General features: G+C 64.5%; 11 protein-coding genes. 2 read left to right on the forward strand and 9 right to left on the reverse strand.

Annotated elements, in window-relative coordinates:
- The first annotated feature begins 89 nt into the window (after nt 1-89).
- The gene (locus tag KIT79_03280) at nt 90-1067 is read left to right on the forward strand and encodes a DUF2236 domain-containing protein (GenBank protein MCW5828318.1); all 978 of its coding nucleotides are present in this window, start codon (nt 90-92) and stop codon (nt 1065-1067) included.
- On the opposite strand, the gene KIT79_03285 is transcribed toward KIT79_03280, so the two are convergent.
- Genes KIT79_03285 through KIT79_03295 form a run of 3 tightly spaced genes read right to left on the reverse strand, consistent with a single transcriptional unit; the run spans nt 1056 to nt 4174 of the window.
- Complete coding sequence (locus KIT79_03285; GenBank protein ID MCW5828319.1) at nt 1056-3107, reverse strand: glycosyltransferase family 39 protein; 2052 nt, start codon at nt 3105-3107, stop codon at nt 1056-1058. The two genes, KIT79_03280 and KIT79_03285, sit on opposite strands and share 12 nt — an antisense overlap.
- On the reverse strand, nt 3097-3948 hold the full coding sequence (locus KIT79_03290) for a hypothetical protein (protein MCW5828320.1): 852 nt from the start codon (nt 3946-3948) through the stop codon (nt 3097-3099). Before KIT79_03290 ends, KIT79_03285 begins: the two co-directional genes overlap by 11 nt.
- Nucleotides 3935-4174, reverse strand: coding sequence for a hypothetical protein (locus KIT79_03295; GenBank protein MCW5828321.1), 240 nt, complete (start codon nt 4172-4174; stop codon nt 3935-3937). Before KIT79_03295 ends, KIT79_03290 begins: the two co-directional genes overlap by 14 nt.
- A gap of 123 nt (nt 4175-4297) precedes the next feature.
- Between KIT79_03295 and KIT79_03300 the strand changes: the two genes are divergently transcribed.
- Entirely contained in the window at nt 4298-5497 is a 1200-nt protein-coding gene (locus KIT79_03300; protein ID MCW5828322.1) for an MFS transporter, read from the forward strand.
- On the opposite strand, the gene KIT79_03305 is transcribed toward KIT79_03300, so the two are convergent.
- The 6 genes from KIT79_03305 to hpnH all read right to left on the reverse strand — a co-directional run bounded on the left by KIT79_03305 (nt 5454) and on the right by hpnH (nt 11559).
- Nucleotides 5454-5912, reverse strand: a complete 459-nt coding sequence (locus KIT79_03305; GenBank protein ID MCW5828323.1) for a hypothetical protein — start codon at nt 5910-5912, stop codon at nt 5454-5456. The two genes, KIT79_03300 and KIT79_03305, sit on opposite strands and share 44 nt — an antisense overlap.
- Nucleotides 5909-6067, reverse strand: coding sequence for a hypothetical protein (locus tag KIT79_03310; GenBank protein MCW5828324.1), 159 nt, complete (start codon nt 6065-6067; stop codon nt 5909-5911). Before KIT79_03310 ends, KIT79_03305 begins: the two co-directional genes overlap by 4 nt.
- A 69-nt stretch (nt 6068-6136) precedes the next feature.
- The gene (secA, locus tag KIT79_03315; protein MCW5828325.1) at nt 6137-9145 is read right to left on the reverse strand and encodes a preprotein translocase subunit SecA; all 3009 of its coding nucleotides are present in this window, start codon (nt 9143-9145) and stop codon (nt 6137-6139) included.
- 127 nt (nt 9146-9272) lie between these two features.
- The gene (locus tag KIT79_03320; protein MCW5828326.1) at nt 9273-9947 is read right to left on the reverse strand and encodes an alpha/beta hydrolase; all 675 of its coding nucleotides are present in this window, start codon (nt 9945-9947) and stop codon (nt 9273-9275) included.
- Nucleotides 9948-9956: 9 nt separating this feature from the next.
- Entirely contained in the window at nt 9957-10478 is a 522-nt protein-coding gene (locus KIT79_03325; protein ID MCW5828327.1) for a hypothetical protein, read from the reverse strand.
- A 64-nt stretch (nt 10479-10542) separates the two neighbouring features.
- Nucleotides 10543-11559 carry an adenosyl-hopene transferase HpnH gene (hpnH, locus tag KIT79_03330; GenBank protein MCW5828328.1) on the reverse strand — a complete coding sequence of 339 codons (1017 nt, stop codon included), beginning with the start codon at nt 11557-11559 and terminating at the stop codon, nt 10543-10545.
- Nucleotides 11560-11640: the final 81 nt, after the last annotated feature.

An 11640-nucleotide genomic window follows, 5' to 3' on the forward strand; every position in this document is an offset into this window, starting at 1 on the left:
TGACACGCGTGTCAGTCAGATGATATGACACGCGTGTCAGTGACCCGCTCCCAAGAGGGCATTGAACACCCGCCGAAAGGCTGCCCGCCATGCATGTAACGCGTGAACAGCTCGAAACCTTCCTCGACAGGGTTCGGAGCCAGACGAAAGACCCCAAAGCGGGGCTGTTCGGACCTGGCTCCATGATGTGGATGATTGGCCGGGAAATGATCGGCGGCCTGGGGGGCGGGCGGGCGCTCCTCCTTCAGACAGCCCACCCGTTCGTGGCCCACGCGGTCGAACAGCATTCCAGAGTCCGCGAGGATCCCCACGGGCGGGGCGAGCGGACCTTCAAGAACGTGCTGGCCATGAACTTCGGCGACCTGGAAGCCGCCCTGCGGGCCGCCCGGCGGGTTCATGCCGTCCACGAGCGCATTCACGGAAAGATCACCGAGCGCATCGGCGCATACGATCTGGGGACGCCCTATGACGCCAACGATGACGATGCGCTCCTCTGGGTCCATGCAACCCTGTGGGACACCAGCGTCCAGATGTATGAGCTGATCGTCCGGCCCCTCTCTTCCGAAGAGAAGGAAAAATACTACCAGGAGACCAAGCTGTTCGCGTATCTCTTTGGTGTCCCCGACCGCATCATTCCGCCCAACTGGAACGAGTTCATGGACTACAACCGGAAGATGTGGGAGTCGGACATCCTCACCGTCGGGAAACCTTCGGCCGAGATCGCCCATTTCGTCCTGCAGCCGCCCAAGCCGGAGCTCCAGCCGGTCATGGACTGGTTCAAGATCATCACCGCCGGACTCATGCCCAGGCGCATCCGGCACGAATACCGCTTTCCGTACGGGGCGGCCGAGAAGGCCGTTTTTGAAGCCAGTATCCGTGCCCTGCGCGCCGCTTATCCCCGCCTCCACCGGCGCCTGCGGTTTTCGCCCGCCTACATCAAGGCGCGCGAGCGGATGGGCATGGCTTATCCCACCGGACCCGTCGATTCGTGGCTCGGCCGGTTCATGGACCGGCAGATGGGGCAGCCCGGCCTCACGGTACCGGCCGCCGCCCGGTCAGCGGCCTGACCCCCGGCGCACCGAACTCCGGCAGCGGCGTTCGCCCGGTTGCGGCAGCGGACAGTCGAGAAAGTTTTCCCTGCCCTCTGCCGTCACGAACCGCACCCGGATGGGAGCCGGGGCATAGGCCCCCAGTATCCAGGATTCGCGGCCGAGCAGCGCGGATATCTCCCGTTCGGCAGGGCTCCGGGGCCGGTAGGCCAGTGTGAGCGCACCCGACTCCCGGTACAGTTCCAGATGGTCACCGCCCTCGCGCAGCAGTTCATCACCAGAATAAACCTTTTCCAGAATGGCGATCTCGGTATCGAGGAGCGAGGGCTCCGGCCGGAAGATAAAACCCATTTTCCCCTCGTCATCCAGAAACACGCTAACCCCTTCAGGCGGGGGCTGGTCCGTAAACTCCCTCACTGGCGGTTCTGCCACCCGGTCCGCATCCACGAACTCATCTGCCGGGTAGCCAGATGGATCACCCGCGGATTCTGCCTCTTCCGTTCCTTCTCCAGATACAGCCTCCTCCCCCTCCAATGGCTTCGCAACCGGCACGCCTGTCAGGTGCTTCGCCTCCATCCAGCGGAAGCTCGGCGTTCCATCCGATGGCCAGACCTCGGCGGGGTACACATCCACCGGCAGCACCCGCCGGTAAGTAACAGGCGTCAGGTCAATTCCCTGCGGCGGCGACCCGGCCAGAAAGCCATCCAGCCGGAACAGGCCCAGCACTTCCGGGCGGTCGATCCGGAACCACCGGAGATTCGGCGCGATCTGCCGGTCAAAGCCCCGTGGCACCCAGAGGTTCGTGCCGACAGCAACGGTCCGGTCCGCCGGAAACCGGCGGGAGAACTCCCTCAGTTCGCCGGCGGCCTGACGGTAGTAGTCGAGCCGGGGCTGGTAGAACTGGCGGTCGGCTGCGAGCTGGCCGCTGATACCCCAGATGGCGGCGCCGCAGAACAGCACGGCGAGGCCGCCCGCCAGCACTGGCTGCCGGAGCCGGGCCAGACGCACCGCCGAGGCAAAACCAAGCGCAGTCACCAGCGGCAGGTTGAGATAGTCGTGCAGCGGCAGCGAGCCGAAAAAATAGAGGCCCGTCTGTATCCCAGCCACCGCTGCCAGCAGGCGGCAGGCAGTGCGGATACCAGCAGGGCGCGGATCCTCAGGCTGGAAAAGAAGCTCCCACAGGCCGATCACCAGCACCGGCAGCATCATCATCCGCCGCCAGTCGCCCGCCACCGCCGCCACACGGTCCCAGAGCGCGCCGCCGTCCCAGAACCCCGACACCGAATGGAACAGGAACTGCCCGGCGAACCTGACCAGACCGAACAGGGGGCCGCCTCCGGCGGAAATATAGAAGGCAAGGAGAAGCAGGATCCCGGCGGCGTTCAGCGACAGAACGCCGGCCGCAAGGCGCCCGGCCCCCGGCGGGCGGTCACGATCAATGAGGAGATGGATCACGCAGACCAGTGTCGCGGCAAAACACAGCCAGCCGGTCAGGAGTCCGAGCAGCGACAGGGCGCCAAAGGTCATGCCGCCCAGGGGCACGATCGCGCTCCGGTAGCGGAGGTAGGCCCAGATGATCGCCGCCTGCCCGGCCACGACCGGCGCGGCAACGAGATCGCCCGCACGGCTGGCGAGCACCATGCCAGGCAGCAGGGCCAGCAGGAAGACGGAAAACAGGCTCACTCCGGGCAGGTCGTCGTCAGCCCGGCGGGCGATCAGCCAGAGCAGGATGACCAGCGCCATCGAAGCGGCCAGTTCCGGCATCCGGGCCGCCCAGTAGTTCTCTCCGAAAACGGTCATCGAGGCCGCGATCGCCAGCGGGTAGAGCGGCGGGTGATTCGTGTAGTAGCCCGGCTCCGAAAGCCGGCGTTCCACCGGCTGCATCAGCCAGCCGCCGGTAAAGGGCCCCTCCGCGAGATACTGCTCCGCGACGCGGACATAGACATTGTCACGCCAGAGCCCCAGTTCTTTCCGCCAGTCGGCCTGCGACACCCACAAGCGCGGCACGATCACGGCGGCAGCGACCGGCAGCCAGAGGAAAATGGCCCTACTCCGCATCCAGCTCCTCGTAATGACAGTTCTGGACCTCGCCGGACGGCATGGGACACTGGAACATGCCCCGGCGGTTGTCCATCCAGACGGCATGACCGGTAACGGGAACCTTCGCACCGGAACCCAGCAAAAACGGGTAGATTTTGACCACCGGATACAGGGCCCGGAACAGGAGCGACGGCCGCGTATACCGTAGCACCAGCAGGTCGCCGTGGGTGACGATCTCAAGCCCCTCGCGCCAGTTCCGGATCAGTTCATGCCCCCGGTATTCCCGGCCAGCGATGGAAAACACGGACTCTGAAAGGGATATCCACGGCCGGAAGCCAAGTTCCAGCCCTCCCTTGTCGTCAATCACGATCCGCCGGGGAGCCGTCGCCATCGTGGCATGAAAGAGCGTCTGCTCGTTCCGGAACCTGAGATCAGTCCACCTAACACGCTCGTCGGGCCTGAGCGGACTGCTCCCAAGCCGGATCAGCATCTTTCCGGGGTTCTCCCGCGGCTGGTGCGAAGGGGTCGGATCCTCGTCCTCCGGCATGTTCACGGCGAGGTAGGCGTCCAGCCGGTAAAACGGGAGTAGCCGCTCCTCGCCCACATGCACCAGCGTGAGGCGCGGCGATATCTCCGCCGCGAACCCGCGCGGCAGCCAGAGGTTCGTCGCCACCGTCAGCTTGCGGTCCGGAGGAAACGGCTCGATCTGTTTCCGGAGCTCGGCCTCGAACTCCCGTCGCCAGGGACTGCCCGCGCCATGCCCCTCGCCACGCCCGTCACAGGCGGCAAGCAGCGAAATTGCCACCAGTGCCAGAAGCGTCTTCCAGTTCTTGTGCAGGCTCACGTCAGGTCCGGTCAATTTCGTCGGGGGTGACGGAAACAAAGCGGCGGTAAGTGCCGATCAGGCTCTGCTCGCAGTCTAGTGCGACGAGAAACCAGTCGCCCTTGAACGGGCCTGTCACGATAATTCCGGCAGCCCCTTCGCGGCCGTCCACCTGGAAGGGCCAGGCGCGGCTGGCATTATCGTGCTTCAGGCGGCTGATACGGACACGGGTGCCTTTTCTCAGTTCCGCTGCTACAGCCATCGGCGCTGGTACCTGCCTTGCCTGGATTCGGCCTAACCCTGCCACCAGGCGGACGGCTGTTTCAACTGCCGGGGATGTCCGGTTCGCCTCCGGTCCCGCCGTCGGCTACTGAACAGCTCCCCCATGCCCCAGCGGAAACAGCTATTCATCATTTTTACCACGGTGTTCGTGGACCTGATCGGCTTCGGGATCGTGATCCCGCTGATCGGCCTGTACGGAAAGCACTATGGTGCCAGCGGGGCCGTTCTCGGGGCGCTCGCCGCCGCCTACTCCCTGTTCCAGTTCATATTCGCGCCAGTCTGGGGGCGCCTGTCGGACCGTTTCGGGCGGAGGCCGATCCTGCTGGTCACGCTGGCCGGTCAGGCCGTGTCGTATCTCCTGTTTGGACTGGCCGGGAACCTCGAACTGCTGTTCATCAGCCGCTGCCTCGCCGGACTGTTCGCCGGCAACATCGGCACGGCGATGGCCTACATCGCCGACATCACGACCAGGGAAGACCGTGCCCGCGGCATGGCGGTCGTGGGAGCATCCTTCGGTATCGGCTTCACGCTGGGGCCGCCGCTCGGCGGGATTGCGGCGGCGAAGCTGGGGCTTTCGGCCCCCGGTCTTATCGCCGCCGGGCTGTGCGCGATGAACTTCCTGGCGGCGGTCGTCCGGCTTCCCGAGTCACTCCCGAAGGAACTCCGCCGCAAGTCCGCCGGGCAGTCCCTTTCGCCGGTGGATTTCGGCACCCTGACGGCCGTCTGGAAGCATGACGAACTCAGGCTGCTGGTGTTCACTTTCGCGGTGGCAAGCTTCTGCTTCTCAAACATGGAGCAGCCGATGCCGCTGCTGATCCAGCGGCAGCTCGGCATCCCGGTGGAGGAGGCCGGCTACCGGGCCGGGATGGTTCTCATGGCGGTCGGCCTGATGAGCGCGCTCACGCAGGGGGTGTTTGTCCGCCGCTATGGCCAGCGGTTCGGCGAGCGCCGCCTCATGCTGATCGGGCTTTCGGGATACGTCCTGCCGGTGGCACTCTGGCCACTCGTTTCCTCATACCCCTTCTATTTCCTGACGGGAATGATGATCGGAACGGCCAACGGGCTCGCAAACCCGAACATGATGGGACTGATTTCCCGCAACACCGCCGCCCACGAGCAGGGAGCCGTGCTCGGCCTGACGCAGGGACTGGGAAGTTTCGGCCGCGTTCTGGGCCCGATGTTCGGCCTGGTGGCCTTCGAGACGAACTACCGGATCCCGTTTTTCACGGCGGCCGCACTCTGGACGGTGCTGGCCCTGCTCAACCGCCGGCCGGGTCCGCCGCCGGAAACAGTCCGTCAGTGATCAGCCAGTCGCCTGCCTTGTAGTCCCACAAGAGGTCCAGGTACATGCGCTTGACCACGATGGAGTTCCGCGCCGTGTAGTCCATCGCGATCCGGGTGCTGGCCCGCTTGGTGTTTTCCTTGCCCTTTTCATCCCGAACCCACGACCACTTTTCGAGATCGATCTGCGTTACCTTGATGTTCCGGGCCCGGAGATCCTCGACAAACTTCTGCCGGATCGACGGATGCACATAGAGCGACGCTCCCCGGCCCTCGTCGGCATGTGAATGCAGGTAGCCGCCCATGAACTCCCGCACGGCTGACTGGAGCATGTCCGACCGCTCGATGGTGGGGTCGATCATCCGCATGAGCGGCGCGCAACCGGCCGCCAGCAGAAAGGCCGCCGGGAGGACCGACAGGCAGAGCGCGCGGTTCACGCGCCCACCTGGGCCGCATCGCCCGCGGGCCTAGCGGCCTGCGGTGCACTGGCCAGCCACCTCGCGGCACCGGCAAGAACCGCGGCGCCGCCCGCGCTGATCAGCACGAAAAATGCCAGAAATATGATGAAGGTCGTCAGCAGCAGTCCGAACATCGGATCAGGTTCCTTTATTCTCCGGCGCCCCGGCACCCGGTCAATTTTTCCGCCCCGCCCGCCTTTGGGTCAAGCGGACTTGTCCAGGCCGCGGCGACGGTCCTCGTCCCAGTGGCAATTCTTGTATTTCTTCCCGCTCCCGCACCAGCAGGGATCGTTGCGGCCGATTTTCGGGGCCTCGCGCTTCTGTGGCACCACCGACCCGCCCGCCTGCTCGATCCGCTGCTGGCGGACCTGCCTGATGGCCGCCTTGCGGGCCGCGGGCCGTCCGCTCTCCCCGCCGGCGCCGCTCGTAGGCGCGCTCTGGTGGACGAACTGGAGGCGGCGCACCTGGGCTGCCCGGGCATCGAGATCCTTTTCGAGATCCTCCGGGGCCGCACCCTGCGCCATGCGCTGCTGCATCTCCGCGGCCGGGACGCTGAGTTCTTTCGCCTTGCGGACCAGTTCGACCTGCTGGGCAGCCCACCTGAACACGTTGGTCACCGTCTCGCTCTGGATGCCCGCCAGCAGGGCGCTGAACATGTTGAACGCTTCCTGCTTGTACACCATCACCGGGTCCTGCTGACCGTACCCCCGGAGCCCCACCCCTTCCTTGAGGTGGTCCATGTTGATGAGCTGTTCCTTCCAGAGGGAGTCCAGCGTGATAAGCCAGAAGTGGCGTTCGACGGCGCGCATCCGCTCCGGGCCGATCTCGGCCTCCTGTGCGGCATAATGCGCGGCGACGGTCGCCTGGAGCTGCTCGATGAACTCGTCCACGCTCAGGTCGCCCACCTGCTCATGGGTGAACGGCGTGGACATCTCGAAGATATCTTTCATCGCCTGGTTGATCGCGTCGAAATCCCAGTCCTGGGCGTAGCTGTTCTCCGGGCAATGCGCGGCGGCCAGTTCCTCGATGGTCTCCTGGACCATTTCCCGGAACCGCTCGTTCACGTTGTCGCTCTGGAGTATTTCGCGCCGCTGCGAGTAGATGACCAGACGCTGCCGGTTCAGCGCATCGTCGTACTTGAGCAGGTGCTTGCGGATGTCGTAGTTCCGGGCCTCGACCTTCTGCTGGGCGTTGGCGATGGACTTGGAAAGCCAGGGATGCTGGATCGCCTCGCCGTCCTCCATTCCGAGCCGCTCCATCCATCCGCGGATGCGCTCCCCGCCGAAAATGCGGAGCAGGTCGTCATCCAGCGACAGGAAAAACTGGCTGGAACCGGGGTCGCCCTGCCGGCCTGCGCGGCCGCGGAGCTGGTTGTCGATGCGGCGGGATTCGTGACGCTCGGTGCCGACGATATGAAGGCCGCCCAGTTCCTTGACCTTCTTCTTCTGCTCCTCGCACTCCCGGCGCGCCTCGGCGAGCACGGCCTCCCACTCGGGACCTTCGTCCGGAGCCCCGGCCGGCATCCTTGAGCGGGCGAGGGCCTCGGGATTTCCGCCGAGCACGATGTCGGTGCCGCGGCCGGCCATGTTGGTGGAGATGGTGATCGCGCCGAGCCGTCCCGCCTGGGCGACAATATCGGCCTCGCGGGCGTGCTGCTTGGCGTTCAGGACTTCGTGTGCAATCCCCCGTTTCCTGAGGATGCCCGCAAGCTGTTCGGACTTCTCGATGGAGGTCGTGCCAACCAGCACCGGGCGGCCCTGCTTGTTCATCTCCAGGATCTCGTCCACGACGGCCGTAAGCTTCTGGGCGCCGTCCTTGAACACCAGGTCGGCCCGGTCGTCGCGGACCATGGGGAGATTCGTCGGTATCTGGATGACTTCCAGCTTGTAGATGTCGAGGAATTCTCCCGCCTCGGTTTCGGCGGTACCGGTCATGCCCGACAGCTTGCCATAGAGGCGGAAGTAGTTCTGGAACGTGATCGTGGCGAGGGTCTGGTTCTCGTTCTCGATCTTGGCGCCTTCCTTGGCCTCGATGGCCTGGTGCAGGCCGTCCGACCACCGGCGGCCCGGCATCAGGCGACCCGTGAACTCGTCCACGATGATGATCTCGCCCTCGTTCACCACGTAGTCCACGTCACGGTTAAACAGGAGATGCGCCTTCAGCGACTGGTTCACATGGTGAACCCACTCGACGTGCTGGAGGTCGAACAGGTTGGAGACGCCCAGATCCCGCTCGACGAACTCGACACCCTCGTCGGCGAGCGACGAATTGCGGCCCTTTTCGTCCAGGTTGAAATAGCGGCCCCGGACAAGCCCTTTCTGTTCATGCACGCCTTCGGGAAGCGGCGGCGGCTCGTAATCCTCGCCTGCCGCCTCGGCGCGCGCCTGCTTCAGGCGCTCCAGCGCCTCCTGCCGGCGCCGGGCGAGGGCTTCCTTCATTTCGGAGCTTCCGCGCCGTTCCTCTTCCTTGACGAGCTTGCCGATGGTCGCGTCGATCCGCGTATACTTGTCGGACGACGCTTCCGCCTGCCCCGAGATGATGAGCGGCGTGCGGGCCTCGTCGATCAGGATCGAGTCCACTTCGTCCACAATGGCGAAGCTGTGCCCGCGCTGTACGAGATCCTGCTTCCTGAACTTCATGTGGTCGCGCAGGTAGTCGAAGCCGAACTCGTTGTTCTGGCCGTAGGTGATGTCGGCGGCATATTCCCGCTGCCGTTCCTCGTCGGTCAGGCCGTGAACGATCACGCCGGTGGAGAGGCCGAGCATGCTGTAGATCGCATCCATCCACGCCCGGTCGCGCCGGGCGAGGTAGTCGTTCACCGTTACGACATGGACTCCCTTTCCGGCCACCGCGTTCAGCGAAGCAGCCAGTGTCGCCACGAGAGTCTTGCCCTCGCCGGTCTTCATCTCGGCAATCTTGCCATGGTGCAGCGCGATGCCGCCGATCAGCTGGACATCGAAGTGACGCATGCCCAGGCGCCGCCGCCCGGCCTCCCGGGTCATGGCGAACATTTCCGGCAGGATGTCATCCAGCGGGCGCCCCCTGGACACTTCCTCGCGGAAACCGTCCACGCGGGGACGGAACCAGTCATCCGGCTTGTCCCGGATCTGGGGCTCCAGCTCGTTGATCCTGGCCACCAGCGGTCTCAGGCTCCGCAGGTAGCGGTCGTTGCGGGAGCCGAAAATCTTCTTGAGGAAATTGCCGATATCCATGGCCTGTCCAGTGGCCGCCGGGAACGGCCGTCAGTGCAGCGGTTCCAGCGGAAAACCGATCCTAGTGGGGGGCCCGGTCCGGTTCAATGGCTCTTTTTGCGAACATCCGGGCCGGATTAAGCGGCGTTCACAGGCCATCGCCACGGTCATTCATGATGATTTCGCCGTCAGGCGCGAACACCTCGCGGATGACAGTGCCGATCTGGCCGAGACCCCGGCTGAAAAAGTGGTCCGCCATCTCGATCACATACAGGTGCAGATGCTCCAGATTCTCATTGACGATATCCTTGAGCCGGTAAAGCGGGCAGTAGTCATCGGCTCCGGCGGCGATGATGTGGGTCTCAAGTCCGGTTTCCCTCAGCGCCGAAAAGTCCATCAGCCGGATGGGGGGGGCGACGAGCAGCAGTTTCTCCACCCGCGGATCGGCCTGCGAGGTGAGAAGCGCCACATGCGCCCCGTAGCTGTACCCGGCGGCGATCACCTTCTCGAAACCGGGGGAGTTCAGGACCGCCTGGCTCACCACGGCCCGGTAATCCTCGACGGCAGAGTCCGGATCCCCGGTCATCCCGCCCTGGCTCGCGCCGACACCCTTGAAGTTGAACCGCAGGCTCGCGTGCTTCAGCCGGTAGAAGGCGTAGGCCATCTCGTTGAGGACCGGTGAATCCATCGAGCCGCCATACTGCGGATGCGGCGGAGCGATCACCACCGGCTGCCGCTCGCCACGGTGATAGAGCCCTTCCAGATGGAGTTCCCCTTCGGGGATCACCACCATCCGCTCCAGAAACTGTCCGGGCAGGACCATCGCGGGCCGTCAGTTGCCGGTGGACGAGGCAGTCCACCGGAGGATCACCGGTTCCGGCGTCACGACGATATCCACCGAACCTTCCGGACCGGGAACCAGTTGCCGCGTCTTCGTGTCCAGATAGTCGGTCTGGCTGACGCTGCCATAGCCTTCGGGGGCGCCGATCCGGACCGGGTAGTTCTTGCCGTCCTGGGTCCAGAGGATCTCGACCGTGGGGTCGCCGCTCTCCAGTCCGGCAAAACGGGCCCGGTAGACCTTCGGACCGGCTTCCACGTCGTAGGCCGTGAACCTTCCCCCTCCCAAGGTGCGCTCCAGAAGCCCCACGGTCCTGGAATCGGGCGACTGCCGGACGGCCGCCTTCCAGACCTGCGAACTGCCGGTTACGGGTTCCAGCACCTCGATGGTGACGAGCATCCGGAACAGGCGGGCCGCGTCGTCCCGCTTGCGGGCAGCGGCATCATCCCTGGGGGCGGCGCAGGCCGCCAGCGCGGCGGCAAAGAGAAACAGGCAGGCAGTGCGTCGGTAAACCATGCGGGAGCTACCTCCGTAGCGTCCCCGGCAGGTTACCGGAAGATCAGTCAGGGGTAAAACGCTTTCAGCCGGTCTTCGACATCTGCCATTTGGCCATGTCGATCATGTCCTTACCGGTCATGTTGAGGACCACTGACCCCTCGAAGCCCGAGTGCATGAAGCAGTTGGCGCAGCGCGGATCCTTGCGCTTGCTGTAGTATTCCCAGTCGGTCGATTCCATCAGTTCACGATAGCTCGAATAGTGGCCGTTGGTGATGGCGTAGCACGGGCCCTTCCAGCCGCGCGGATTGCGCGTCAGGTTGGCATACGGGGCACAGTCGTAGTCGCGCTCGCCGGCGAGGAAGTCGATGTATTGCGGCGTCGAGAACATCCGGTAGCGGCCCAGCTTGGGCAGAAGTTCCTGGAACTTCGCGTGGACTTCCGCACGGGAGTGGAAGATGTGCTGGTCGTCGCTGGAGCCCAGCGCCTCGTAGCTGTACCCGGGCGCGACGATAATGCCGTCAATGCCGAGATCGGTGAGATAGGTGAAGAGTTCATCCAGTTCCTTCCACGACGTCTGCTTGTAGACAGTGGTGTTCGTCGTGACCTGGTAGCCCAGCTTCTTGGCCTTCTTGATCTGCGCGACGGCGATATCGAAAACGCCCTTGCGCTGGACGATGGTGTCGTGGGTCTCGCGCAGCCCGTCCAGATGGACGTTGATGAACAGGTTCTGCGACGGCGGCACGCCCTTGTAGACCTTGTCCAGAAACATGGCGTTGGTGCAGAGGTAGATGTACTTGTCCTTCTCGACGAGACCGTTGATCAGTTCGTTGATGTGGCGGTAGAGCGTCGGCTCGCCGCCACAGATCGACACCACCGGAGCGCCGCACTCGTCGGCCGAGGCGAGGCACTCCTCCAGCGGAAGCTGGTCGGTGATCGTGTCCTTGTATTCGATGATCCGGCCGCAACCCTCGCAGGTGAGATTGCATGCGTGGAGCGGTTCCAGCATGAGCACCAGCGGGGTGTATTTGCTTCTCAGGAAAAACTTGTGCTTGAGGAGGTGGGCCGTAAGCGAGGCCTGCATCTTGAGAGGTGTACGCATAAAGGTGTCTGTGCTGTCCCTTGCTGTTTGTTGAGAACCTGCGCCGGCTTGCGATCACACCGGCCAGCCGAGGGAAGGAAC

Source organism: Deltaproteobacteria bacterium (assembly GCA_026129095.1).
GTDB lineage: Bacteria > JAGRBM01 > JAGRBM01 > JAGRBM01 > JAHCIT01 > JAHCIT01.